Annotated in this window: 26 protein-coding genes; 7 read left to right on the top strand and 19 right to left on the bottom strand. The window is 59.6% G+C overall.

Going from position 1 to position 23,895, the window contains the following annotated elements; translation table 11 throughout:
- Positions 1-207: 207 nt before the first annotated feature.
- From ABAC402_RS32370 to ABAC402_RS32360, 3 genes are all read left to right on the top strand, one after another.
- Positions 208-687: a pilus assembly protein N-terminal domain-containing protein gene (locus tag ABAC402_RS32370; RefSeq protein WP_235079967.1), complete on the top strand. Its 480-nt coding sequence runs from the start codon at positions 208-210 to the stop codon at positions 685-687.
- A 131-nt stretch (positions 688-818) separates the two neighbouring features.
- Positions 819-1,376: a TadE/TadG family type IV pilus assembly protein gene (locus ABAC402_RS32365; protein ID WP_235079966.1), complete on the top strand. Its 558-nt coding sequence runs from the start codon at positions 819-821 to the stop codon at positions 1,374-1,376.
- Positions 1,376-1,936: a TadE/TadG family type IV pilus assembly protein gene (locus tag ABAC402_RS32360; protein WP_023449965.1), complete on the top strand. Its 561-nt coding sequence runs from the start codon at positions 1,376-1,378 to the stop codon at positions 1,934-1,936. The genes ABAC402_RS32365 and ABAC402_RS32360 overlap by 1 nt, the downstream gene beginning before the upstream one ends.
- A 130-nt stretch (positions 1,937-2,066) precedes the next feature.
- Here the strand turns inward: ABAC402_RS32360 and ABAC402_RS32355 are convergent, their stop codons facing one another.
- The 4 genes from ABAC402_RS32355 to bioB all read right to left on the bottom strand — a co-directional run bounded on the left by ABAC402_RS32355 (position 2,067) and on the right by bioB (position 6,683).
- A complete protein-coding gene (locus tag ABAC402_RS32355; RefSeq protein WP_235079965.1) occupies positions 2,067-3,425 on the bottom strand; it encodes an anthranilate synthase component I family protein in 1,359 nt (452 codons plus the stop codon).
- 269 nt (positions 3,426-3,694) lie between these two features.
- Positions 3,695-5,203: an AMP nucleosidase gene (locus ABAC402_RS32350; protein ID WP_023449963.1), complete on the bottom strand. Its 1,509-nt coding sequence runs from the start codon at positions 5,201-5,203 to the stop codon at positions 3,695-3,697.
- Between the two features lie 261 nt (positions 5,204-5,464).
- Positions 5,465-5,710, bottom strand: a complete 246-nt coding sequence (locus ABAC402_RS32345) for a hypothetical protein (RefSeq protein WP_023449962.1) — start codon at positions 5,708-5,710, stop codon at positions 5,465-5,467.
- Positions 5,703-6,683, bottom strand: coding sequence for a biotin synthase BioB (gene bioB / locus ABAC402_RS32340; RefSeq protein ID WP_369751398.1), 981 nt, complete (start codon positions 6,681-6,683; stop codon positions 5,703-5,705). Before bioB ends, ABAC402_RS32345 begins: the two co-directional genes overlap by 8 nt.
- A gap of 384 nt (positions 6,684-7,067) precedes the next feature.
- Between bioB and ahcY the strand changes: the two genes are divergently transcribed.
- Entirely contained in the window at positions 7,068-8,468 is a 1,401-nt protein-coding gene (gene ahcY / locus ABAC402_RS32335) for an adenosylhomocysteinase (RefSeq protein WP_023449959.1), read from the top strand.
- Between the two features lie 648 nt (positions 8,469-9,116).
- Here the strand turns inward: ahcY and ABAC402_RS39295 are convergent.
- The 7 genes from ABAC402_RS39295 to ABAC402_RS32305 form a co-directional block, all read right to left on the bottom strand.
- A complete protein-coding gene (locus tag ABAC402_RS39295) occupies positions 9,117-9,533 on the bottom strand; it encodes a DUF3597 family protein (RefSeq protein WP_023449958.1) in 417 nt (138 codons plus the stop codon).
- 3 nt (positions 9,534-9,536) lie between these two features.
- Complete coding sequence (locus tag ABAC402_RS32325) at positions 9,537-9,962, bottom strand: DUF3597 domain-containing protein (protein ID WP_023449957.1); 426 nt, start codon at positions 9,960-9,962, stop codon at positions 9,537-9,539.
- A 154-nt stretch (positions 9,963-10,116) separates the two neighbouring features.
- Entirely contained in the window at positions 10,117-10,272 is a 156-nt protein-coding gene (locus ABAC402_RS40260; protein ID WP_155847398.1) for a hypothetical protein, read from the bottom strand.
- An 87-nt stretch (positions 10,273-10,359) separates the two neighbouring features.
- A complete protein-coding gene (locus ABAC402_RS32320) occupies positions 10,360-10,887 on the bottom strand; it encodes an exonuclease domain-containing protein (RefSeq protein WP_023449956.1) in 528 nt (175 codons plus the stop codon).
- 125 nt (positions 10,888-11,012) lie between these two features.
- Positions 11,013-11,825: a class I SAM-dependent methyltransferase gene (locus ABAC402_RS32315; RefSeq protein ID WP_023449955.1), complete on the bottom strand. Its 813-nt coding sequence runs from the start codon at positions 11,823-11,825 to the stop codon at positions 11,013-11,015.
- A 79-nt stretch (positions 11,826-11,904) separates the two neighbouring features.
- Complete coding sequence (locus ABAC402_RS32310) at positions 11,905-12,402, bottom strand: hypothetical protein (RefSeq protein WP_023449954.1); 498 nt, start codon at positions 12,400-12,402, stop codon at positions 11,905-11,907.
- Between the two features lie 44 nt (positions 12,403-12,446).
- Positions 12,447-13,274, bottom strand: coding sequence for an AraC family transcriptional regulator (locus tag ABAC402_RS32305; RefSeq protein WP_023449953.1), 828 nt, complete (start codon positions 13,272-13,274; stop codon positions 12,447-12,449).
- 92 nt (positions 13,275-13,366) lie between these two features.
- Between ABAC402_RS32305 and cutA the strand changes: the two genes are divergently transcribed.
- Entirely contained in the window at positions 13,367-13,684 is a 318-nt protein-coding gene (cutA, locus tag ABAC402_RS32300) for a divalent-cation tolerance protein CutA (protein ID WP_023449952.1), read from the top strand.
- 71 nt (positions 13,685-13,755) lie between these two features.
- Positions 13,756-14,883 carry a serine hydrolase domain-containing protein gene (locus ABAC402_RS32295; protein WP_023449951.1) on the top strand — a complete coding sequence of 376 codons (1,128 nt, stop codon included), beginning with the start codon at positions 13,756-13,758 and terminating at the stop codon, positions 14,881-14,883.
- Between the two features lie 142 nt (positions 14,884-15,025).
- On the opposite strand, the gene ABAC402_RS32290 is transcribed toward ABAC402_RS32295, so the two are convergent.
- Positions 15,026-15,622, bottom strand: coding sequence for a hypothetical protein (locus ABAC402_RS32290; RefSeq protein WP_023449950.1), 597 nt, complete (start codon positions 15,620-15,622; stop codon positions 15,026-15,028).
- Positions 15,623-15,819: 197 nt separating this feature from the next.
- On the opposite strand from ABAC402_RS32290, the gene ABAC402_RS32285 reads away from it, so the two are divergent.
- Positions 15,820-18,237 (top strand): PAS domain-containing sensor histidine kinase, encoded by a 2,418-nt coding sequence (locus ABAC402_RS32285; protein ID WP_023449949.1) that lies wholly within the window; start codon positions 15,820-15,822, stop codon positions 18,235-18,237.
- A 326-nt stretch (positions 18,238-18,563) separates the two neighbouring features.
- Here ABAC402_RS32285 and ABAC402_RS32280 read toward each other — a convergent pair whose 3' ends face one another.
- From ABAC402_RS32280 to sdhC, 7 genes are read right to left on the bottom strand one after another with little or no spacing between them, the layout of a single operon-like run.
- Entirely contained in the window at positions 18,564-19,400 is an 837-nt protein-coding gene (locus ABAC402_RS32280; RefSeq protein ID WP_023449948.1) for a glycosyltransferase family 2 protein, read from the bottom strand.
- The gene (locus ABAC402_RS32275) at positions 19,397-19,717 is read right to left on the bottom strand and encodes a 2Fe-2S iron-sulfur cluster-binding protein (RefSeq protein ID WP_023449947.1); all 321 of its coding nucleotides are present in this window, start codon (positions 19,715-19,717) and stop codon (positions 19,397-19,399) included. The genes ABAC402_RS32280 and ABAC402_RS32275 overlap by 4 nt, the downstream gene beginning before the upstream one ends.
- A gap of 28 nt (positions 19,718-19,745) precedes the next feature.
- Positions 19,746-20,501, bottom strand: coding sequence for a hypothetical protein (locus tag ABAC402_RS32270; protein WP_023449946.1), 756 nt, complete (start codon positions 20,499-20,501; stop codon positions 19,746-19,748).
- Positions 20,502-20,503: 2 nt separating this feature from the next.
- Positions 20,504-21,280, bottom strand: coding sequence for a succinate dehydrogenase iron-sulfur subunit (locus ABAC402_RS32265; RefSeq protein WP_023449945.1), 777 nt, complete (start codon positions 21,278-21,280; stop codon positions 20,504-20,506).
- A 1-nt stretch (position 21,281) separates the two neighbouring features.
- Positions 21,282-23,072: a succinate dehydrogenase flavoprotein subunit gene (sdhA, locus tag ABAC402_RS32260; protein WP_023449944.1), complete on the bottom strand. Its 1,791-nt coding sequence runs from the start codon at positions 23,070-23,072 to the stop codon at positions 21,282-21,284.
- Entirely contained in the window at positions 23,073-23,459 is a 387-nt protein-coding gene (gene sdhD, locus ABAC402_RS32255) for a succinate dehydrogenase, hydrophobic membrane anchor protein (RefSeq protein WP_235079964.1), read from the bottom strand.
- Positions 23,456-23,884 (bottom strand): succinate dehydrogenase, cytochrome b556 subunit, encoded by a 429-nt coding sequence (sdhC, locus tag ABAC402_RS32250; RefSeq protein ID WP_040409967.1) that lies wholly within the window; start codon positions 23,882-23,884, stop codon positions 23,456-23,458. The genes sdhD and sdhC overlap by 4 nt, the downstream gene beginning before the upstream one ends.
- Positions 23,885-23,895 lie beyond the last annotated feature (11 nt).

Genomic DNA, 23,895 nt, shown 5'->3' with positions numbered 1-23,895 from the left:
AATTTTTGTTAGTATTGTGTTTATTAATTTTAAAGAATTCTTTTTTACCATGTTTCCTAACGCGGCCCTCATGCCTGGGCCATAAATTAGCCTCATGCCCAAAAGTACCAGGATGTTTTTTGGAACCGTCGGGATAAAAATGAGGCGTAAAGTATCGTGTGACGCGGGCATTTTGGGCCCCATCTATATAGAGCGTGGACCTGCACCATGAAAAAGACGATGACATTCCCGATTCTGGCTACCGTTCTGGCTTTTGGGCTTTGCCTGGCAGCGCCGGTTTTGGCCGGTCAGCCGGTAACGGTAGAAAAGAACCATACACTGCGGGTGACCCTGGTGGCGCCGGCCGGCACGGTGGTGGTTGGCAATCCCGAGATCGCCGATGTGACGGTGATCGACTCACGCACACTATATATAGTCGGCAAAGGATTCGGCAGCAGCGCGGTGAACGTGACAGGCCGCGACGGACGTTCTCTGTTCGACGGCGAGGTGACCGTAACGGCACCCCAACGTGGGGCGATTACGGTCTATAAGGGACTGAAGCCGTCGCTGATGGTTTGCACCAATGTCTGTATCGCTGAAGAAACAACATCAACAACATCGACCGCGGGCCAGGCAAGCGCTACGCCGGTTGTGATGTCGCAAGGGCCTGTGCAGGCGCCAGCGCCCACAGCGATGGTCGCCCAGTAGAACCAATACGACAAGGTGAGGTGAAACCCATGCCGACGTGCGCGGCATGGGTTTTGCATATGCACTGGTGCCTTTTTGTGGCGATGCCTTAACGGACTGTTGACCCAGGCTGTGTAAGAGTAGCTGTCAGGATGAGAAAGCGCGTAACGCAGCCCATGGCCATTTTTACTGTTCGCAAGCTTGTGAAAAAATTCGGCCGCGACCGGAAAGCGTCGGCGGCGGTGGAATTCGCGTTAATCGCGGGTCCACTGATTTTCCTGATTTGTGCATGCATCGAGCTGGCGCTGGTAATTCTGTTGTCGGTGAGCCTGGACAATGCCACCGACGTCGCTGCCCGTCAGATCCGCACGGGCATTTCGACCTCTGGCAATACTTCGCTGAACGCTTTCAAACAGAAGGTCTGCGATAACATGGGCTGGTTGTCGGGTAGCTGCATGAGCAGTCTGAAGGTCGATGTCACCACCTATAACAATTTCTCCGAGATCCCGACCGTAGATCTGGTCAAGAACGGTCAGTTCGACGACGCCGCCTTCAAGTTCAATATCGGTGGCGCCTCCAAGATACAGCTGGTCCGCGCCTATTATGCTTGGCCTTTGATTACGCCTTTCCTGAGTGCCGGCTTGACCACGCTGAGCAACAAGGATGCGGTGATCACGTCCAAGGTCGTCTTCCGCAACGAGCCCTTCTGATGTTACGCCGCCTGAACCGACTGTTTTCGCTAAAAGCCTTTCTCCAGGACAAGAAAGGTGTGTCTGCCATCGAGTTCGCGATGGTAGCGCCTCTACTAATCATGGCCTATCTCGGCCTGGCTGAACTCACGCTGGGGATGATGGCATCGCGTCGGACCTCCCACCTGGCCGCCACCATCGGCGACCTGGCGGCACAGTCAGAAACCTTGTCCAATGCCAATATTACTGACCTCTGGGAGATCGGGACTTCGATGCTTCAGCCGTTCTCGACCGGCACCAAACTGAAGATGCGACTGACCTGTGTGACTATGAATGCGTCGAACCAGGCCAAGGTTGTCTGGAGCAAGGACAACGGCAAGGGGCTGACGGCCTATGCCAAGGACTATAACCTGACGTCGGTGACAACGTCGCAGATTTCGGCTAACGAGAGCCTGATCGTAACCGAAGTCGAGTACGATTATGATTCGCCGATAGGCAATTTTTTGCCGGGAGAGACCAACTTTAAGGATACGTTTTATCACCACCCGCGTAATGGCGCGGCGGTGACAGGACCGTCTTAGAGCGCAATCCGGCAAAGTGTGCAGCGCTTTTCGGATAAATTGCGCGACAAAACAAAAACTTAGAGCGAGATGGCGATTCTACCTAAAGCCATCTCGCTCTGGGATTTGGGGCCTGCGACGCCACACCCCATTATTCGACAACGCCGGTCAACACCTTGCGTATCAACGACAGCTTGGTCTCGGTCTCAATCCGTTCGGCCACGGGCTCACTGTCCGCAACGATGCCGCCGCCCGCCGCGACACGGACATGCCACCGGCCCCCTTCATCGCGCTCGCAGGCCAGGGTCCGGATCAGAACGTTCGAATCCATCGCCCCGCCGGCATCGATAAAGAACAGCGACCCGCAATAGGGGCCGCGCGCCGCCTCCATCTCGCTGATTACCTTCATCGCCTGAACCTTGGGTGCACCGGATATCGAGCCCGGAGGGAAGGTCGCACACAGCACATCGGCGGCTGTCTTGCCCTTAACCAGTTGCCCCGCAACCGTCGACACCAGGTGATGGACATTGGGATAACTCTCCAGGGCGTGCAAAGCCGTCACCGCCACACTGCCGACCTGCGCCACCTTTGAGAGGTCATGCCGCATCAGGTCGACAATCATCAGATTCTCCGCCTGGTCCTTGGCGCTGGCAAGCAGTTCCACCCCCAAGGCCTCATCCTCGGCCACGGTAACCCCGCGCGGCCGCGTGCCCTTGATCGGCCGCGTCTCCATCGCGCCGTCCCCGTCCATACGGATAAACCGCTCGGGACTGTTCGACACAACCGCCCTATTCCTCAGGCAGACAAAACCGCCGAACGGCGCCGCGCCGGCCGCCTGAAGGGCTTGCATAACGTGGCCGGGCTCGACGCCGGCGCGCAAGAGCCCGGTCCAGCCGCGTGCGAGATTGGCCTGGAACAGGTCGCCGGCATGAATTTGGCGTACCAGGGCCGCCACCTTGTCCTCGTGCACCTGGTCGGTCGCCTCCAGCCGCAGCGCCTCGTCCATCAAGCCCGTTGGTAGTTCGACCACGGCTGTGCCCTGCCACGCCGCAACAATAGCCTCGACCGCCGCCGTCGCCGCAGCATGCGTCTCTCCGCGTCCGATCGCTGACAGGGTCCCGGCATGGTGGTCGAACGCCAGCACCGCCGGAAACCGCATCACCACCAACTCCGGCCAGGCACTGCGGCCCTCGATGCGAAAAGGCCTGCGCTTCATGCGCTCCAGCCTTAGCCCCAATTCGAAAGACGCCAAGCCGACCAGCCCGCCGGTAAAGGGGGGCAACCCCACCACCCTGTCGGCCGGGTTCACAAAGGCGGTCGCCTGAGCCAGGATGTCGGCAACTTCATACGGATCGTCATAGTCGAGTACCGCGTGGGCATCTGGCGCTGTCATCAGATAGCTATAACGCCCCAACGCCCCGCCATCGGAGACCATGCCGGCGGCAAGCGGTTGCGTCATCCATCCGGCCAGCCGTTCACGAATGCTCTCGAAAGGGAGAGCAACGGTCACGATCTCTTGAAGCCGGGGCAAAAACCGCAACATTCACAGCAACTTGATTCGATTGAAGGTGTTAAGGGACTATGCTGATATCAGGATTTGACCCGTCACTTCAAGACGGTCCGACGACCAATTGAAGTCAGGTCTAAACCCTATGGATGGAGGTCCATTGATCTTACTGGAGCGGATGGCCATGGGTTCTGAGCAGACCCCGCCGGTCCTCCGCTCCTTTTCTTATTCCCCCAAACTTAGGTGTGGCGGGGCCTTCGCCACATCAACGGTCACCGAAACGGCGGTTCGTCGAAGGCCCGCAATTTGCGGCTATGCAGCTTGGTGCCATAGTCGCGCAAAATGTTCATCGCTTCGATGCCGATATCGATGTGCTCGCGGATGGCGCGCTCATAGAAATGGTTGGCCTGCCCTGGCAGCTTCAGTTCGCCATGCAGCGGCTTGTCCGAAACGCACAGAAGTGTTCCGTAGGGCACCCGGAAGCGATAGCCCTGAGCCGCCAGAGTCGCCGACTCCATATCGATGGCGACGGCGCGCGATTGCGAAAAGCGCAAGGCGCTGGAGGTGTAGCGTAGTTCCCAGTTCCGATCGTCGGTGGTAACAACCGTGCCGGTGCGCAACCGCTTCTTCAGGGCATCGCCATCTTCGCCGGTCACTCGCACGGCCGATTCATGCAGAGCCTGCTGGACTTCGGCGATAGGCGGGATCGGGATCTCCCGCGGCAACACATCGTCCATGATGTGGTCGTCGCGCAGATAGGCGTGGGCCAGGACATAGTCGCCGATGCTCTGGGATGGACGTAGCCCGCCGCAATGTCCAATCATAAGCCAGACGTGTGGGCGCATGACGGCCAGGTGGTCGGTGATGTTTTTCGCATTGGACGGACCCACGCCGATATTGACCAGGGTGACACCCTGGCGGCCTTCGCGCATCAAATGGTAGGCTGGCATCTGGTGCTTGCGCCACGGTGAATTGGCGATCAGCTCTTCCGGATTGGGCGTATCCTTGGTGATGGTGAAGTAACCGCAGCAAGATAGGGCGGTATATGGGCTATCGAGTTTTTTCAATTGTTCCAGAGCATAGGCGACGAACACATCGACATAGCGATTGTAGTTGGTCATCAGGATGTAGCTCTGGGTATGCTCGGCCGCTGTGCCTGTATAGTGGCGCAACCTGGCCAGTGAGAAATCGGTGCGAAGCCCGTCGAACAGAGCCAGCGGCCGATGGCCGTTTTCGTCCTTCATATCCAGGCCATCGGCGACTTCGTTGCCGATCAAAGCCAGTTCGGTGGCGGGAAAATGCCGCATCAGGTCCAGGGCCGAAACGCTGTTCAGATCGAGACCAGCACCATCCAGGACATAGGGATAGGGGATTTCCTGATCCGACAGGCTGACCGAACAGTCGGCATTGTAGTCGCGGATCAGAAGTTCGAGCTGTTCTTCGATATGGTCGCCGAACAGGTCCGGTCGCGTGATTGAAGACGAATAGCTGCCTGGTCGCGAAAAGCGGGCGAAGGCGCGATTGACCTGGGGATGACGGTTGTTCTGCACCATCAACTCGTCGGCCTCGTCGAGGTTGCCTTTCCAGGTGACCGTCAGCTTGGGGTAACAGTAACGCCCGGCGGTGCGCAGGTTTTTCGACGGCACTTGACGGTGTTCGAGATAGTTATGCAGGTCTTCCTGCAGGGCGGCGACGGCCTGGGCGTATAGTGTTTTCAGTTGCCCGACGAGGACGGATGCGGAATTGGTCATCGCATCCTTTTCTTTCACATGCTTGTTCATGGTTGGATCGTAACAGCGTCAACGCTTCCCGCCAAGGGCGCGAGCCTCACTTTTTGCAAACGAATCCTTGCCGAAGCGGGGAAGGCGGAGGGTTCTCTGATGAAGTTATCAGAAACGTGGGTGATCCTTATACCTCCCTGCGCCTGCCCGGCGAGGGGACCCTGAGCGTAACGCAACGCAGTGAAGTGAAGCGAAATGGTGGTGTGGCGACTTGCGGTCAGGTCCGGCGCATAGACGTTTCCGAATTGGCGTACTTACGATTCATCTCGGCGAGGAAATCATCGAAACTGAAGTCTTCAATGCAACCCGACTGTTCGCCTTCCCCGCGGGGGTATGAAGCAGGTACAGCAATCCGTAAGGTGGCCGCAGCGTCAGAAGCAGGTGCTCGAACACCTTGGGATCACCAAACGGTACGCCGGCCACGAGACGTCCATCCTGGATTTCATAGGTATTGAGGTGCACATGCTCCAACCATTCGTCATTCTCCTGGCGGCCGAGCTTATACATGCATCGCCATCGGCTCCAGACCCAGTTCCCGCATAAGGTGGGCATCGGTGCCGGGCTGCGGATTGGGCGTCGTCAATAACGTATCGCCAACAAAGATCGAGTTGGCGCCGGCCAGGAAACACAAGGCCTGAAGCTCTTCGCTCATTTCGCTGCGGCCGGCCGACAACCGTACCATCGACCGCGGACATACGATGCGCGCCACGGCAATCGTCCGAACAAATTCCAGCCCCGATATGCCCCCATCACGCCCGGCCTTCTCGCCCAGCGGGGTACCCGCAATGGCCACAAGGTTGTTGATCGGGATAGAATCCGGCGGTGACGGCAGGGCGGTCAACTGGTGCAGGAACGACACCCGGTCGGCGCGGCTTTCGCCCATACCCATGATCCCGCCGCAGCAGGTCTTCATGCCGGCATCGGCCACGGCCGCAAGCGTATCCAGCCGTTCCTGATAGGTCCGCGTCGTCACCACCTGATCATAATACTCCGCTGATGTATCGAGGTTGTGATTGTAGTAGTCGAGCCCGGCGTCTTTCAGCGCCACCGCCTGGTCCGGCCGCAGCATCCCCAGTGTAGCGCAGGTTTCCAACCCCATGGCCTTGACCCCGCCGATCATCGCGCTCAGCGCCGGCAGGTCGCGATCCTTCAACTCACGCCAGGCCGCGCCCATGCAGAACCGCTGGGCGCCGCCATCCTTGGCCTTACGCGCTTCGGCCAGAACCGTATCGACGGTCATTAGTCGCGACGCCTTCAGACCTGTATCGAAATGGGCCGATTGCGAGCAGTAGCCGCAGTTTTCGGCACAGCCGCCAGTCTTCACCGACAACAGTTGCGACAGTTGGACTTCGTTTGGATCAAAATTCGCCCGATGGACCTCTGCGGCGCGGAAGACCAGTTCCATGAAAGGCAGATCAAAGAGTTCCGCTATTTCGTCCTTGTTCCAGTCCTGGCGCATAACCGTCTCCGTTTCGCGCAGGTTTATGTCAGGCAGTTTCATTCGGCGCAATCAGATACAGCGGCGACACCGTATCGGCCGCAAAGACACCCTGGTCGCCGCCCTGCTGGCCAACGAAAACGCGCCGCCGAGGCAAAGCCGGTGGTATGGCATGCTCCCGCAGTTGGGCTCGCCGGCCGGGCTCTTCCCTGACGCCCTATGCCGCCACCTGGCTTCAGGCCAACCATGGTCTGGCGTTTGTCGGCTGCTACCTGCTCGCCTTGGCGGCGATCAGCCCGATCTGCCTTCTTCTGTCGGAAAAGGACGAGGGTCTAGAATCATATAAAGATATCTTTATATCTTTATTGCATGGTTGGCTGTCGCCCGCTATAAGCCGGTTCATATCCCCCGAAACGGACTCGCATCATGCCCGCTGCTCAAGATTTTATCGTCAAAGACCTGTCCCTCGCTGCCTGGGGCCGTAAAGAAATCGACATCGCCGAAGGCGAAATGCCGGGGCTGATGGCGACCCGCGCTGAGTTCGGCAAGGACCAGCCGCTGAAAGGCGCGCGGATCGCCGGTTCGCTGCACATGACCATCCAGACGGCCGTGCTGATCGAAACCCTGCAAGCCTTGGGCGCCGAAGTCCGCTGGGCCTCGTGCAACATCTTCTCGACGCAGGACCACGCTGCCGCGGCCATTGCCGAAAAGGGCACCCCTGTCTTCGCCATCAAGGGCGAAACCCTGGAAGAGTACTGGGACTACGCTCACCGTATCTTCGAATGGCATGACGGTGGTTACCCGAACCTGATCCTGGACGACGGCGGCGACGCCACCCTTCTATGCGTCCTCGGCCCCAAGGCGGAACTGGACGGCACCCTGCTCGACAATCCGCAGAATGAGGAAGAAGAAGCGCTCTACAAGGTGATGAAGCGCTATATCAAGGAAAAGCCGGGCTTCTATTCGGCCATCCGTGATTCCATCAAGGGCGTGTCGGAAGAAACCACCACCGGCGTTCACCGCCTGTATGCCATGGCGCAAAAGGGCGACCTGCCCTTCCCGGCGATCAACGTCAACGACTCGGTGACCAAGTCGAAGTTTGACAACCTGTATGGCTGCCGTGAATCCCTGGTCGACGCCATCCGCCGCGCCACGGACGTCATGCTGGCCGGCAAGGTCGCGGTCGTCCTGGGTTACGGCGATGTCGGCAAGGGTTCGGCCGCGTCTTTACGTAACGGCGGCGCCCGCGTCATCGTCACCGAAATCGATCCGATCTGCGCCCTTCAGGCTGCCATGGAAGGCTATGAAGTCCGCACCGTCGAGGACGTCGCCCCGGTCGCCGACATCTTCGTCACGGCTACGGGCAACAAGGACGTGCTGCGCCTGGAACATATGCGGGCTATGAAGCACAATGCCATCGTGTGCAACATCGGCCACTTCGATTCCGAGATCCAGATTTCGTCCCTGCGCAACTACAAGTGGGACGAGATCAAGCCGCAGGTCCACCACGTCGAATTCCCGGATGGCAAGAAGATCATCGTCCTGTCGGAAGGCCGCCTGGTCAACCTGGGCAACGCCACGGGCCACCCGTCGTTCGTCATGTCGGCCAGCTTCACCAACCAGACCCTGGCGCAACTGGAACTGTGGACCAACGGCAAGACCTATGAGAACAAGGTCTATACCCTGCCCAAGCATCTGGACGAAAAGGTCGCTCTGCTGCACCTGGAAAAGCTGGGCGCCAAGCTGACGGTCCTGAACCAGGAACAGGCCGACTATATCGGCGTAGCCGTCGACGGTCCGTTCAAGCCGGAACATTACCGGTATTAAGATAAAAGGCCCTTACCCGATCCGGTTGAGGGCCTTATACCAAGCCTTATAAAGAATGACGCTTTGTATTCGCTTTTTTTCAGCTCAAGCGCCGGACTAGGCGCCCCCCATGGCTTCTTGCAAAAGCTCGGGCGCCCGAAGTACGTTCTCTGGCGCGCTTGCCAACCCACGATGAGTCAAGATTTTCGCGGGTGGGTATTATTGTTTTTCCAGGTATCTACTGATTTTTGCATGCAAATTTTGCAACGTATGTACTGATGCTTTCAGGCGTTAGTCGACCCATCGCACCTTTGCTGTATGGGGATTTCAGATCCGTAAGAGAATCCCCCTCCGCAGTGTAACGAAAGGTCATGTTTTTGCAGTTAATCTCTCGCGTTGAATAGCTGGCACCACTCGGACCAATACGCTTTGTGGTTATTTCAACATTTCCGTTAGGCAACTTTTTCTGACCCAACGAATAGTATCGCGCTCCGGGGTCAGTGGGCACACTTATGAGCGGTTCCGCCGTCGCGGGAAACGCCAAAGTGGCAACGAAAGTTAGCGCGATAATAGCTATTACATTTTTTGACATGTTTTGTTCCCCGCACAGGATTTTTAGGGTTACATTTATTCAACTGTAGCGCGAAGATTTATTTCGACATACTTCTCCTATTTGCGCAAATCCGCCGGCACCAACCCGCCGCGGTCTTCCAGTTCGCGCATCACCGCGGCATACAGCGCCTGGTCGTCACCATTGTCGGTAACGTCCAGCTCCTCAGCCAAGGACCGCCGGTTTTCCACCGTCGGATTGACGCCGCACAACTTCAACAGGTCGGCCACAGAGCCCTGCCAGTCGAGGTCCTTGTCTTCGGCTTCGCGCGCCAGGATGGCCTCGATATCGATCTGGCCCAGCAACGGCACCAGAGGCGGCGCCCCGAGGGGCGTCGACATGGTCGTTGCCGGCGCCAGAGCCATCGGCGCAATAATCGGCGGCGGCGTATCCTGTTCGACGGTCGGCGCCTGGTAGCGCCGGCTGAAGATAAAGTCTTCGATCGCTTCGAAGACGGTGTCGTAAAAAACGGCCATAGTTCAGTCCTTCAACTCGGCCGGGACCTTGCCACCACTGTCTTCCAGCTTGCGTATGACCTGCTTATGCAGCCAGATGTTCATGGTTGCCGAGTCGTCGGTGTCGCCGGTGTAGCCCAGCTCCTGGGCCAGTTCTTTGCGGTTCTGCAGGCTGGAGTCGATGCCGCACAGCTTCATCAGATCGACGATCGATTGACGCCAGTTCAGCTTCTGAGCCGTGTCCGCCGCTTCGCGGTCGAGGATGGCTTCGATATCGATCTCTTGCGTGGGCCGGTCCAGGATAGTCCCGGCGGAGGCCGGCTTGCCTGCCGGTGACACCTGAGCCGGGTTTTGGCGGGCCTGCGGTTGCGCCGGTGTGCTGTCGTCTTTGCCAGGGGCATTGAACTTTTTACCGAACAGAAAATCCTTGATATTGCTGAAAATGCCCATGCTAGCCTCCCAATGTAGATGGCAAAACCTACTGTGTCGCACAGTAAAAAAACGATGGGCGTTTCAGCGTCAGGCTTGCACGCTTTCGTGAAGCCCCGGGGGTACGGTCAGTACGACCCAGTTAAATCGCGCGACACCCGGACCAGAAACCAGGTCAAGCAGCCGCCACAGCTGCCCAAACTTGGAACGAAGCTCCGTCGCCAACAAAGCCCCAGCCGACATGCCGTGGCACTATAGGGTGACGCAGCAGATCGCGGGCGGCGTCGCGCCATTCGTTGAAATTTCCCCGTTCCGTCACCTCAAAACGCATGTGACTTTCCTGAAAACCCGTCCGCTTCAGTGCCAGTCCTGCGGCGCGTTAGTCGACCGGTCGTTGCGGTGCGCCAGTTGGCCGCCTCTACAGTCCTTTGATCTTCAGGCGGAACGTGTCTGCCAGATGGATCAGAGCCTCGGCGTTCCCCATGGCGTCGTCGACCGGATCATGGGTATGCGCCGTCTTGCGAAACTGCTTCCAATCCGACGCTGCCGACCAATTGCCTTTCAGCCCGGCATAAAGGTCGCCGATCCGCCGGCCGGAATGGCCAAATGGATTTTTCTCTCCGATCAGCGCGCAGTAATAGTTCGGCCACTGGAAATCGAAAGCTGGATTGTCCGACACAAGAACCGGACGGTCGTTCGAATTGTCCTTCAGGAAAGCGATCATCTCGCGCGTCCCGGTCTCAGCCGCCGGATAGGCCAGATGTTGTTCCCGGCTAATGCCCGACACCGCCAGAGCTTCGGGTATCCATCTTTCGGAGATGGGCGAGAAATGCCCCATGAAGGTAGTTTTGAGCTCCCTGTCCAGCTTGACGATGCCGATAGACACCATGGAGTAGATGCCGGCGGCCGGGCCGTCGGACTCAACGTCAACGATAAAGACACCCATTGTCTTTTGTTTTCTTTCTTCTTTTCAATGCACGCCGATTATCGCCTTTTCCGCAGCTTTTGCCAAGACAACAAAGGGCCACGGAAATCCGTGGCCCTGACGTTCGCCTGTTTTGATGACAAATCTTATGCCGGCTTGCGGAATCGCAAGGTCATCCGGTCGCTTTCGCCGATCGCGTCGAACGCTGCCCGCTCTTCCGGCGTCAAGGTGCGGCTGTCGTTTTTGCTGCTGCGCACGGGCTTCAGCGTCCAGACGCCGAACGGATGGTCGCGCGTGTCTTTCGGATTGGCATTGATCTCGGAGCGGTCTTCCAGCACGAATCCTGCCTTCTTTGCCGCGGCAATGACGTAGGATTCCGGCACATACCCGGTGCCCGCCATCGGATCGGACCCTTCCGGAGCGCGGTGCTGTTCCACCGCCAGTATGCCACCGGGCTTCAGGGCACCATAGAAGGCACCCATATAGTTGTCGGTGGTCTGGCCCTGACGGGCCCAGCTATGGAAGGCTCGTGCCACCAGGATCATGTCGGCTGAATTGGCCGGCAGGCTGGTAAAGTTGCTTCCGCTCAGAGGGTAGGCCTTGACCTCGCCGTAGATCGACTTGTCGGCCACCGCCGCCCAAAAGGCAGGATCGTCGGTCTTTCCCATGGCGGCAGCATAGACCCCGCCCGTGGTATGCGCGTAAGGCGCGAGAATCTCGGTCCACCAACCCTTGGCGCCGGGATTGACCTCGAAGATGGTCATGCCGGGCTTGAGGCCCCAGAAGCTGAGCGCCTCGATCGGGTGGCGCTGACTGTCGCGCGCCTTGTTCTCGGCCGAGCGCCACGAACCGGCGACGGCATCGTGCAAGGCCTTGTCTTCATGGTGATTGGCCAGGGCCGGGGTGGCGATCAGAGCTGTGCCCAGCAGGGCGGCGAGGACGTGACGGCGGATGGGCATTGTGGGAACCTTCCAAGGGCTGTTGTATCAAGGTTATACGCGCAACTCTGACTTTCCGGCGGTCGGACCTGCATCCCTTTCAGGATGACAGTTCGGTGCGCTTTGGAACAAGATGGCGCCACCACCGTCCTACGGCTTCCTGCACCACGATACAAAGCGATATGACGCCGGAAACCTTAAGGGTGTTCCAGAGGAGCGCTGTGACGGCCTCGTCCGGAGTCGCTCCCTCAATGACCAAATAGCTTCCGGCAATCAGGCCCGCCGCAAAAAAGAGGCTCACCATCAGCACGATGAATTTTACCGTGCGCATCAGAAAGGGTTCAGCCTCACCCTTGTACCAGGCGGAAACCGTTATCATGCGCAGGCCGAAAAACTTCAAAGACCACAGAAATGTGACGAATGAAACCAGAATGACGGCTGTCGCACCGGAGAATGTCAACCAGGCGACCACCGGGAATTGGTCCCAATCTCCGCTCGCCTGATAATACAGATAGCCGGATCCGCCGCTCACCAGGGCGAAAACCACCACGATGAGCAGAGCGATATCCCTTCCGATGGCGCCCGGTGTTCCTGACATGCAGCCCCTCTTTGACCAAGGCATAGCATCAACTACCCTTCAGGTCACGCGACAGGAATCCAGATTTCGATAACGCCCGTTCCGGTTCGGCCGTCGAAACGCTCATCCATGCGCTCGAAACAGGGAGCATTGATCGGTTCGACACCGGCGGCAGGAATCCAGTGTTCGTAAACATGCCGCCAGGTGTTGGCGATGCCGGCGACGTGACCGCGGTGCTCGAACACGGCATAGTCGTGGGCGGCGACCTTCAGCCTGGCAAATCCTTCCGGCAGGTCAGGATCGCCCTCGATCTCGACGGCGGCCATATAGTCGAACTCGTTCTGGTTGGTGAAGTTGTAAGAAATCCCATAGGCCAACCCGCCCTTCTGACCGTCGATCTGGCCGTAATGGGGGTGAAGCCGCTGCCACAGGGCGGGGATGCCGGTGAGATTGTCCTTGGAATAGTGCTCGCTCAGGCCGGCGAAGACCAGGGCGGGCGCCTTGACGCGGCGGGGTGATTGTACCGGGAGGGGTTGGACTTCGGTCACGATAAGGGGCTCCGTCAGTTTCAGTTGGGCGAGATTGCCCGATTGACGCAACACCTTGGGCGATAGGCCGAACTCGGCGCGGAAGGCGCGCGAGAAGGCTTCGTGAGAACCGTAGGCTGCCGCCACCGCGACCGACAGGATGTCGGGCGCGGTGTTCAGTTGCCGGGCCGCCTGGCTGAGCCTTCGCGCGCGGACATAGGCCATCAGCGGCCAGCCGGTAGCGACGGCGAACAGGCGGGTGGTATGAAACCGCCCGACTCCGGCATGCCGGGCGATGTCGGCCAGGCTGATGTTTTGGTCGAGATGGCGTTCGACATACCACAGGATCTTGCGGATCAGGCTCACGGGGTCTCCTGGAAACTGCGTCGAGGCATAGCCTAGACCGGACGAAAAAGCGATATTTGACCGATGTTGCGGTGACGCATAAACATCGGTCCATGACCGATATCGTGACCGTTTCCATTGCGTGCGCCAATGACGCTGAAGCCCAGACCATAGCCCGGCTGCTGGTCGAACAGTGCCTGGCCGGCTGCGTGCAATTCCACCCCATCCACAGCACCTATATCTGGCAGGGCGCGGTCGAATCCGCGGCCGAGATTATGCTGACGGCGAAGACGGTCACCGCAAAACTCCCCGCCATCGAGGCTGCCGTTATGGCCGTCCATAGCTACGATGTGCCCGAAATCCTGGCCCAACCCGTCGTCTGGTGCAGCGAATCCTACGCAGCCTGGCTCCACAACGTGCTGGAAGGGTAAAAAACGCTGGACGACTCCCGATGCGGGATCGTACCAGCTTTGTTAACTGTAAAACGTAACAGAGGCACACCATGGCCGACATCCACGGCGTCTGTCCCGACAAGTTTTCCCGTGTCAGGGAAGGCTTCTCCAACCTTTTTGAGTCCAGCCAGGAACGGGGCGCCCGATTTACCGCCGTCATCGCCGGCGAGACGGTCCTCGACCTGTGGGCCGGATCCGCTGATCGCGACGGCGCGCAAGCCTTCAATGCCAATACTTTGACGCCAGTGTTTTCGACCGGCAAGGCCGTCATGGCGCTGCTGATCGCCCGCCTGGTCGACAAGGGCAAGCTCGACTACGACACCGCCGTTGCCCACTACTGGCCGGAATTCGGCCAGGCCGGCAAATCGCGAATCACCGTCGGTCAGCTGATGTCGCACCAGCATGGCCTGCCGGGCTTCAACCCCGCCCAGCCCGACCCTGCCATCTGGTTCGATCCCGTCGCCACGATCGACGTGCTGTGCAAGCAGACCCCGATGTGGACTCCTGGCACAGCGTCCGGCTACACCCCTATTGCTGGCGGCTACCTGATCGGTGAACTGTTCCGCCGCATCGATGGCCGCACCCTCGGCACGGCCTTGCGCGAGGACCTTGCCAACCGTTTCGGACTGGACCTGTTCATCGGCACACCCGACAGCGAAGTCCCGCGTATCGCCCATATGCAAAAGCCGCCGGCGGCACCCGACCTCGGCGTCATCGACAAGATCAAACAGGCGGCCTTCTTCGATCGTGGCTCCGCGCCGGCCGGACGCGGCTCCGATGTCTGGCGTCGGGCCGAGATACCCTCGGCCAACATGCACGCAACGGCCTTGGGCCTGGCGAAGTTGATGAACGCTGTCGCCAATGGCGGCGTGATCGACGGTAAGCCGGTGCTCTCGCCCAAGGGCATCGACGTGGCAACCCGCGAACGCATTCATGGCCAGGACAAGGTTCTGCCTTTCAAGCTGAGCTGGGCGGCGGGTTTTCTGCGCAACAAGGGCATCGGAATCTACGGCCCGAACCCGAACGCAGTCGGCCATTCCGGTTGGGGTGGCTCGTGTGTCATGGCCGATCCAGACCGCAAACTATCGGCGGCCTATGTCATGAACAAGCAGTCGGTCCACCTGATCGGCGACCAACGCCCGGGTCGGCTGATCGCTGAGCTATACGGCTGTTTGTAAGGTTTTTGAGCCCGGAGCTTACGCGTGTGCCACAGACGCCTATAAAGAACTGAGAATGCGTCAAGCCATGATGTACCGGGTGCAAATGAGCTCACCAGGCCTCTCGGTATTGGCCTTCTGCTTCTCTTCCGGCAAAAACTGGTTATTCATCGGCGATCACAATCCCCGGATTGTCCGGAGGAATAAAATCGAACAGACCGAAATCCAAAGCCTTCTGCGGTCGCCCCCCCGTCAACGGGCTGTCCATCAGGCTCAGTATCTCCTGCGCGGTTAGCTGCCCCTTCCTTGCCCGCTTACGCAGGTCCTTAACATTTCCCGCCGCTCCCGCACGTGATGCCATCGCGCCGTCCAGCACCTTCCAATAGCTGAGCGATAACTGCCAAACTGTCTCCAGCGGCGCCGCGGCCCTTGGCCAGCGTTCACCATCGCTGAATACCGGCCCGGTTGACCTTGACCGCCGTTTTGGCACATCCTTCATCCGGCACGTCAGCTTGCAGAATCGGTTCTCGATCGGAGGCAAGAAGATGTGCCCTGGCCGGTGGTCCTCGACCAGGCCGGCATAGATGTTCAAGGCCTGGGCTTCGTCTTCGAACAGAGGGCCGACAGACTGGGTAACGAAGGCAACCGGCTTTCCGGCTTCGGTCGCCGCCTCCTTTTCACGGACGGCGCGTTTCACCTGACCCTGTTTCAACAGGGCCAGGGCTTCATGGGCATCCTTGGCGACGGGGTAGGCAATCAATGATATGGCCGTTCATGTTTTGATCCCAATGTCTTAGACCAAACTACAGTGTTTGCAAACTTCCGGGCGCCGAAAAATGCCGCTTTCATGACAAGTCCAAAAACACTTTCGTAATCATGGTTAATGGCATTTTCATAATTCGGGCGAATCGTCCTAGTGTAGCGCAGAGTACCAGTGATTCGTACGGAAAGCCTCGCATGGCCTTAGATTCCATCGCCTATACCGCGGCCGCCGGCGCAATGGCGCTGGCCCTGTCAACGACCTATCTGGCTTGGCGCACGCGGTCTAAGCTTGCCAAGGCGCGTGACCTGCTCAAGAGCGACCTCTTCGTCAAGGAAACCATGCTGAGCGAACTCGACGCCGCCACATCGGCGTTCGATGAGGCCTTCCTGGCCGTCGAAGGCGACGCCGTCCGGCTCGTCTGGGGCGACGACACGCTCAAAGCCTGTGCCGAAGCCCTTGGCGTACGTGCGAACAGCGACGCTGAACGTGCCCCTTTGGTCGTCGAGGCCTTGGGCAAAACGTCTATGGACGCTTCCAAAGGGTTGAAAGCGCTGATTGCCGAGGGCAGGACCTGCAGGTTCGAGGTTTTTGCTGACTGTGCGCCCGGCCTGATCGCCGCCAAGCCGTCCGGGCTGACACTGATCATCGAAGGCAAGGCGTCCGGCGCCACCGCCTGGATCCGTCTGGCTATCGCCGGCGCCAAACAATCCCTGTCATCGGGACCATTTGCCCAAATGGCCGAGCACTTGCCGGCGCCGTGCTGGATCTGCGCTCGCGACGGCCGCATGGTCTGGGCCAACGAAGCCTGGTTGAAGGCCGCAGAGGTGTCAAACCTCGAACAGGCTTTGCGCGACGGCGCCACACTCGACCGCAACGCCGACGCTTTGGTATACGACGCCAGCGAGTCACGTGCGCGCCGCGAAGGTTTCCGCTGGCTGACCGTCGGTGGTCAGCGCCGTGCTTTCCAGGTTATCGCGGAGCCGCTGAACGAAGCCTATACCTGCGCCTATGCCGTCGATGTTACCGAAGCCGAAGACAGCCGCGAGGCGCTGAAGCGGCACGCCAAGGCCCATGATGAGACTCTGGACAGTCTTGAAGACGCTGTCGCGATCTTCGGCCCCGAGCGCCAGTTGACCTTTCACAACCGTGCCTTCGAAAAATTGTGGGAACTGGAGCCGGCCTGGCTGGCCGAGCGCCCGACCCATGGTGAATGGTTGGACCGCCTGCGCCAGAAGCGTCGCCTTCCCGAAACCAGCGACTACGCGGGCTTCAAATCCCGCGAAGCGGAATTTTTCGGTCTGACCCATACGGCTGATGACGAGATGTGGAGCTTGCCTGACGGCCGTTCCCTGCGGGTCGTGCGTCAACCGCATCCGCTTGGCGGGTTGCTGATCCTGTTCTCGGACAAGACCGGCGAGTTGAAGCTTAAGGCGCAGTTTAACGCGCTGATTCAGGTCCAGAAATCGACCCTGGACCAGCTCAACGAAGCCGTTTCGGTCTACGGCAGCGACGGTCGTCTGCGTCTGCGCAACCAGGCTTTCGACAAATTCTGGAATCTGCGCAGCGACGATATCGCCGCGGTCATGGACTTCGCGCATATCGCTGAACTATGCCTGCCCCTTGTCCACGACCGTGGTTTTTGGACCGAGTTGAAGGCGCGCGTCACCGACACCGACCCTCTGGCCCGTGCGCCGCAGCAAGGCGAGATCAAGATTTCTGACGGCCGCCTGGCGCAATGGCGTACCCAGCCCTTGCCGGACGGGGCAACCCTGGTCGTCTTCTCCGACGTCACGGCCACCCGGTCGCTCGAAAAGGCCATCGAGGCGCGCGACGAAGCACTGAACGAGTCTGTCCGGCTGAAGCGCGAGTTCGTCGCCAACGTGTCTTACGAGCTGCGCACGCCCCTGACCACCATTGTCGGCTATGCCGACCTGCTGCATGCCCAGAATATCGGCCAGGATACTAAGCAGAAGGCGTATCTCGACTCGATCCAGTCGGCAGCGCAGGAACTGGCACGCTCGATCGACGATGTGCTCGACATGGCCCAGATCGATGCCGGCGAGATGTCCGTTTCGACGGGGGACGTCCGCCTGCTCGATATCGTGGCCGAAACTGCCGCACGTCAGGCCGACGCCTTTAAGGCCAAGAGCGTGCGATTCGACTATAGCGGCGTCCGCGAAGCCGGGCTCGTTCACGTCGACGCCCGCCGTCTGGGTCAATGTCTGGACCACTTGCTGGGCCATGCCGTGCGCAACGCCACGGCGGCCGGCATGGTCAGCCTGAACGCGCAGAAAGAGGGCGACAACCTGCTTCTGGAGGTGGCCTATTCCGGCCGCGGTATTCCCTACCACGTCCAGGCGCACATCTTCGACCGCTATATTGGTCGCGAACGCGGCGGCCCCGGCCTGGGACTGGCCCTGGTCAAGGCGCTGGTCGAGTTGCATGGTGGCTGGATCACACTTGAAAGCGAGCCGAACGAGGGCGCAAGCTTCAAGATTCGACTGCCACGGCAGAGCGACGTAGGACGCGTCGTCGTCGTCGAGGCCAAATCGGTGGCGTTGGTTGTCAACGATGCGCCCAAGACTGGCAGTACCGTTGCCGATGTGGCCTGATTTGGGGGCGATTCGCCAGATTGATAGAGTTTTGAGCTGTTATCTCGCAAACACAGCGATGTTTGTGCGAAAATGAGTCAATCATGTAGTGTGGCTTGGTTAACTTAACCACGATCCACGAAACCGCGAATCAACTGTTGAAAGCCTTTGACGCTCATTGCAGCATCGGAATGACGCGGCATTCTTGCACGGCTAGAGCGGGGTGAGTTTTGATGGAATCAAAATCCCGCTCCAAGTCTTTGTTTTGGCGCGAAATTTTTCCAAAAAAGTGGCGTCCACCTTATCGGATTGCGCTCAAAGGTACACATCGCTTCCGAAAGCTGATGCTATGGCAATGTCAGAATTCGCTTGAACTGCTCATACATCGGCAGGAACAGCGGCAGGCGCGCGTCCATTTCGTCGTGACGGTGGTCGTTCTGGTCCAGCAGGGCCCAGATTTCCTCACCGTCGGTGCGAATGCGTTCGGGATGGTCGCTTTCGGCGCCGGCCCGTCCACGCGCGATCTTCCGGTTGTAGTCTTCGCGTGACTTGGCCTGATAGTGGTTGAGCTGGGCGACGCTATGGTCGATGACGTCGGCAATGCCAGGTGTTGTCATCTTGACCGGGACGCCGCTGGCGTGGACCAGCTTGCCGCTTCGCAGGTCAGCGTGATGAATCCACATCCATTCGACGCACGACACACGCGCCAGCGTCTTTATATGGCAGTTGTTACTGAAATGTTTGTCCGGGCCGGTGCGGAAGGCGTCGGTCACCAGTTCATAGTCGGAGGTTAGGCGCCCGCCCGAGCCGAAAGTCACCCAGTTCAGTGCCACGGCCCCAACTTCAGGCCCGAAACGCGCCAGAAACTCCGTCATGTCAGCATCATCGTGCAGCATCAGGAATTCATCGCAGTCGATGAAAGCAACCCAGTCGAAGCCGGCGAGGCGCTCGGTTAGGGCGTCGTTATAGGCGGCGATCTGCGGCGACTTGCCAGGTTCGTAAGGCCACGGAATGCGCTCGATCGGGTACTCTGCGGCCAGCGTATCGAGGATGCGGCCCGTGTCGTCGTCGCTTTCGTTGTCGTAGACGATGACCTTGTCGAAGCCCAGTCGCAAGTGATAGGCCAGCCATTCGGTGATAAAGCGGCTTTCGTTCTTGGCAATAGCGACCAACGCGACCGTCAATGCTGGTTTTCCGGCATGCGCACAATCAGGCCATCCAGCGCGTCGGACACGATGATCTGGCATGACAGGCGCGAATTGGGTTGCAGGTCGTTGGCGAAATCGAGCATCGATTCTTCCATCACCGACGCCGTGCCGCTACGGTCGGTCCAATTGGTGTCGACATAGACATGGCAGGTGGCGCAGGCACAGGCGCCACCACAGTCGGCGTCGATGCCAGGGATGTTGTTCTTGACGGCGCCTTCCATGACGCTCTGGCCGCTCTTCACGTCGATGACGTGTTCCTTGCCGCTATGTTCGATATAGGTAATCTTGGCCATGGTCTCGGATTTCGTCGGGTCAGTCGGCTTACATGTTCGGGAAGACGTTGTTCTGGACGACGTTGCTGCCTTCGGTATTGCGGCCTTTTTTGATGAAGAGAAGGTTATGGTAGAAATGCATCCCGACGATGTTCATGTCGAAATAGTTGGGCTGATAGGCCGGGCGGTGCATTTCCTGCCAGTTTAGCCCATCGACCAGGCTCTTGAAGAAGGGCATGGAGGCCTGGTGGGTATCAACCTGGGTCAAGCCGCCGCCATAGGGCGTCCAGTAGCTGGTCTGCATGTCCTCGATAACGTACCAGCCGTCGTCGGCGAGGTGCTGAAACAGCATGTAAAACGTGCCAATGACGTGCTCCGAGCGGTGACTGCCGTCGTCGATAATGATGTCAAACTTGGCGCCCTTCAGATCGGTAAGGATCTGGGCCAGGATGATCGGATCGGCCTGAGAGCCCTGATAGGTGCGAATGCGCTCGCCTTTGACGTTGGGCTTCGGGATCAGGTCAAGCCCGGCGATTTGGCCCTTTGGAAAGTAGTCCTGCCACATCCGCAGTGAATTGCCGCCGGCCTGTTCGTCGAAGTCGCCGCCGATACCGATTTCCAGCACATTGACCGGGCGGTCGCGCAGCTCGGCGAAATGGCGGTGATAGTGTTGGGTATAGCTGTGGCCTCCGGTCTTGTCGGTGCCGTGGCGTTCGGCCAGCAAGGTCAGTTCGTCCTTGCGGGGTGTTTCGCCGCGGCCGGAGATTTTCGACAGGATGGAACCGATCAGACCAGTGTCGGACATGCTTATCCCTTTGCGGGCATGAGTTTCTTGATCTCTGCGATCGCCTTTGCCGGATTCAGACCCTTGGGGCAGACCTGGGCGCAGTTCATGATGGTATGGCAGCGGTAGAGCTTGAAAGGATCTTCCAGCGCTTCCAGTCGCGCCTTTCGGTTTTCATCGCGCGAATCGGCGATCCAGCGATAGGCCTGGAGCAGGGCGGCAGGGCCAAGATACTTGTCCTGGTTCCACCAGTAGCTGGGGCACGAGGTCGAGCAGCAGGCGCACAGGATGCACTCGTAGAGACCGTCCAGCTTGTCGCGGTTCTTCGGAGTCTGCAGCCTTTCCTTTTCGGGATCGGGCGTCTTGGCCTGAAGGAAAGGTTCGATCGAGGCGTACTGGTTGTAAAATCCTGTCAGGTCGGGGACCAGGTCTTTGACCACCGGCATGTGCGGCAGCGGCGCTACGGTAATTTCGCCCGAAAACTCGTCGTGGCCCTTGATGCAGGCCAGTGTATTGCGGCCGCCGATATTCATGGCGCACGAGCCACAGATGCCTTCGCGGCACGACCGGCGGAACGAAAGCGTCGAATCGAGGCTGTTCTTGATGTGGATCAGGCTGTCCAACAGCATCGGGCCGTGGTCGGCCGAATCGACCTCATAGGTGTCCCAGCGGGGATTCTCGCCGCTGTCCGGATCAAACCGGTAGATCTTGTAGGTGCGCGTCGTCTTGGTCCGCTTGGCGACCTTGTAGCGCTTGCCAGTCTTGACCTTGGAATTCTTGGGGAGGGTAAGCTCGACCATATCAATAAACCCGTGCCTTTGGGGCGATATACGCGATGTCGTTGGTCATGGTGTAGGTGTGGACCGGACGATAGTCGATATTGGTTTCGCCCGAGGCCAGGTCAAGCCAGGTCAGGGTGTGTCTCATCCAAACACCGTCGTTGCGGCTCGGGAAGTCTTCGCGGGCATGGGCGCCGCGCGATTCCTGACGGTTCAGCGCACTGTCGACCGTCACCACGGCCTGCGAGATCAGGTTGTCGTACTCCAGCGCCTCGACGAGGTCAGTGTTCCAGATCAGGCCGCGGTCCTTGATACCGATATCGCCGGACGCCCGGTAGATATCTGCCAGCCGTTTGCTGCCCTGTTCCAGGGTCTCGCCGGTGCGGAAGACGGCGGCGTCTTCCTGCATGGCGTGTTGCATGCGATCGCGTAAGATCGCCGTCGGCGTGCTGCCGGATGCCGTGCGGAACTTTTCGAGGCGGTCGAGATGCCCTTGCACGGTCGTAGCCGGCAGTTCTTTGTGCGGCGTGTTCGGCTTGACCAGTTCGGCGGCGCGCAGGCCCGAGGCCCGGCCGAAAACAACCAGGTCGATCAGCGAGTTGGAACCGAGACGATTGGCGCCGTGCACCGAGACGCACGCAGCTTCGCCCACGGCCATCAGGCCCGGTACGACCGTGTCGGCATCGCCGCCCTTCTTGGTCAGGACCTCACCGTGATAGTTGGTCGGGATGCCGCCCATATTGTAGTGGACGGTTGGGATGACCGGAATCGGTTCCTTGGTCACGTCGACGCCAGCGAAGATCTTGGCGCTTTCCGAGATGCCCGGAAGACGCTTGTGCAGGACGTCCGGCGGCAGGTGATCGAGGTGCAGGTGGATGTGGTCCTTCTTGGGACCGACGCCGCGACCTTCGCGAATTTCCATAGTCATCGAGCGCGAAACGACGTCGCGTGAGGCCAGGTCCTTGGCCGAGGGGGCGTAACGTTCCATGAAGCGTTCGCCGGCCGAATTGGTCAGGTAGCCACCTTCGCCGCGCGCGCCTTCAGTGATCAGGCAGCCCGAGCCATAAATGCCGGTTGGGTGGAACTGCACGAACTCCATGTCCTGGAGCGGCAGGCCGGCGCGCAGAACCATGGCATTGCCATCGCCGGTGCAGGTGTGGGCCGAAGTCGCCGAGAAATAGGCGCGGCCATAACCGCCGGTGGCCAGAATTACCAGGTGGGCGCGGAAGACGTGGATGTCGCCGGTGTCGAGCTGCCAGGCAGTGACGCCGCGGCAGACATCTCCGTCCATAATCAGGTCGAGCGCGAAATATTCGATGAAGAACTCGACATTGTTGCGGATCGACTGGCCGTAAAGGGTGTGCAGGATGGCGTGGCCCGTACGGTCGGCGGCGGCGCAGGTGCGTTGCACCGGACCTTCGCCGAAGTTGCGCGTCATGCCGCCGAAGGGGCGCTGATAGATCTTGCCGTCCTCGGTGCGCGAGAAGGGCACGCCCCAGTGTTCCAGCTCATAAACCGCCTGAGGCGCGTTACGGACCAGGTATTCGATGGCGTCCTGGTCGCCCAGCCAGTCCGACCCCTTGACGGTGTCGTACATGTGCCACTGCCATTTGTCCTCGCTCATATTGCCGAGGCTGGCGGCGACCCCGCCCTGGGCGGCGACGGTGTGCGAACGGGTCGGGAAGACCTTGGTGATGCAGGCGGTCTTCAGGCCGGCCTGACCAGCGCCAAGGGCTGCACGCAGGCCGGAACCGCCGGCGCCGACCACGACGACATCGTAGTCGTGGTTGATGATGTTGTAGGTCTTGGTCATTTACGCCCCCTGGTACACGAGCCAGAGCGCGCCAGCGGTGGCCACGACCACGGCCGCACTCAGCCCAAAGGTAAGGAAGATAAGGAAGCCGCGCGTGCCGGACTTGCCGATATAGTCGTCGATGATGACCTTGAGGCCCATGTACATATGCCAGGCGGTAATCAAGACGGTGGCGGCGATTGCCGCCATGTTGAGCGGCCGGGACACGAAGGCCAGTGCACCTTCATAGCCGGTGCCGGCTATGGTGAAGCCAGCATAGGCTGCCCACAGGGTCAGGGGGATCAGGGCAACCGAGGTGAAGCGTTCGGCCAGCCATTCGCCCGCGCCATGCCTGGCGGATTTTTTCCAGGAGAGGGACGAGCGGTCCATAGCGTCGTTATTGCTCACAGCGTCACCTTCCCGGTTGCAAACAGAACGGCCCAGAAGGCGACGGTCAGAGCTACGCCGAGCAGCAGGGTCCACGTGGTCAGGCTGTCGGCTGTCTTTGGCCCGAACGAAGCACCGGTGTCCCAGATGAGGTGGCGCAGGCCACCGGTCAGGTGGATGAAGCCGGCCAGGCTGAGGCCGAACCACACCAGCAGGCCCAGGGGCGTCGAGGCATATTGTACGAATACTGTGTAGGTTTCACGTCCCATCGCCAGGCATACGAGCCAGACAGCAACCAGGATCACCCCGGCGACCGAGGCTGAGCCGGTGACACGGTGCAGGATCGAGCCCAGCATGGTGACATGCCAGCGCCAGATTTGCAGATGGGGGGAGAGGGGGCGGGTTGGAATTTTGGGAGGTAACGTCTTCAACGTTTGTTCGGACATGGCCGGACCTT

The sequence above is a fragment of the Asticcacaulis sp. AC402 genome, assembly GCF_000495835.1.
In the GTDB taxonomy this organism is placed as follows: domain Bacteria; phylum Pseudomonadota; class Alphaproteobacteria; order Caulobacterales; family Caulobacteraceae; genus Asticcacaulis.
This window is presented reverse-complemented; position numbering and strand designations above follow the sequence as displayed.

Excerpts from the sequence above, each read along its gene's own strand:
- ABAC402_RS32270 (WP_023449946.1), bottom strand. The coding sequence starts at position 20,501 with ATGTCCGACACTGGTCTGATCGGTTCCATCCTGTCGAAAATCTCCGGC.
- ABAC402_RS32315 (WP_023449955.1), bottom strand. The coding sequence starts at position 11,825 with ATGCCCATCCGCCGTCACGTCCTCGCCGCCCTGCTGGGCACAGCTCTG.
- ABAC402_RS32295 (WP_023449951.1), top strand. The coding sequence starts at position 13,756 with ATGGCCGACATCCACGGCGTCTGTCCCGACAAGTTTTCCCGTGTCAGG.
- sdhA (WP_023449944.1), bottom strand. The coding sequence starts at position 23,072 with ATGACCAAGACCTACAACATCATCAACCACGACTACGATGTCGTCGTG.
- ABAC402_RS32370 (WP_235079967.1), top strand. The coding sequence starts at position 208 with ATGAAAAAGACGATGACATTCCCGATTCTGGCTACCGTTCTGGCTTTT.
- ABAC402_RS32275 (WP_023449947.1), bottom strand. The coding sequence starts at position 19,717 with ATGGCCAAGATTACCTATATCGAACATAGCGGCAAGGAACACGTCATC.
- sdhC (WP_040409967.1), bottom strand. The coding sequence starts at position 23,884 with ATGTCCGAACAAACGTTGAAGACGTTACCTCCCAAAATTCCAACCCGC.
- ABAC402_RS32265 (WP_023449945.1), bottom strand. The coding sequence starts at position 21,280 with ATGGTCGAGCTTACCCTCCCCAAGAATTCCAAGGTCAAGACTGGCAAG.
- ABAC402_RS32345 (WP_023449962.1), bottom strand. The coding sequence starts at position 5,710 with ATGTATAAGCTCGGCCGCCAGGAGAATGACGAATGGTTGGAGCATGTG.
- ABAC402_RS32310 (WP_023449954.1), bottom strand. The coding sequence starts at position 12,402 with ATGTCAGGAACACCGGGCGCCATCGGAAGGGATATCGCTCTGCTCATC.
- ahcY (WP_023449959.1), top strand. The coding sequence starts at position 7,068 with ATGCCCGCTGCTCAAGATTTTATCGTCAAAGACCTGTCCCTCGCTGCC.
- ABAC402_RS32350 (WP_023449963.1), bottom strand. The coding sequence starts at position 5,203 with ATGAACAAGCATGTGAAAGAAAAGGATGCGATGACCAATTCCGCATCC.
- ABAC402_RS40260 (WP_155847398.1), bottom strand. The coding sequence starts at position 10,272 with ATGCGTTTTGAGGTGACGGAACGGGGAAATTTCAACGAATGGCGCGAC.
- ABAC402_RS39295 (WP_023449958.1), bottom strand. The coding sequence starts at position 9,533 with ATGGCCGTTTTTTACGACACCGTCTTCGAAGCGATCGAAGACTTTATC.
- ABAC402_RS32285 (WP_023449949.1), top strand. The coding sequence starts at position 15,820 with ATGGCCTTAGATTCCATCGCCTATACCGCGGCCGCCGGCGCAATGGCG.
- ABAC402_RS32325 (WP_023449957.1), bottom strand. The coding sequence starts at position 9,962 with ATGGGCATTTTCAGCAATATCAAGGATTTTCTGTTCGGTAAAAAGTTC.
- ABAC402_RS32320 (WP_023449956.1), bottom strand. The coding sequence starts at position 10,887 with ATGGGTGTCTTTATCGTTGACGTTGAGTCCGACGGCCCGGCCGCCGGC.
- cutA (WP_023449952.1), top strand. The coding sequence starts at position 13,367 with ATGACCGATATCGTGACCGTTTCCATTGCGTGCGCCAATGACGCTGAA.
- ABAC402_RS32365 (WP_235079966.1), top strand. The coding sequence starts at position 819 with ATGAGAAAGCGCGTAACGCAGCCCATGGCCATTTTTACTGTTCGCAAG.
- ABAC402_RS32360 (WP_023449965.1), top strand. The coding sequence starts at position 1,376 with ATGTTACGCCGCCTGAACCGACTGTTTTCGCTAAAAGCCTTTCTCCAG.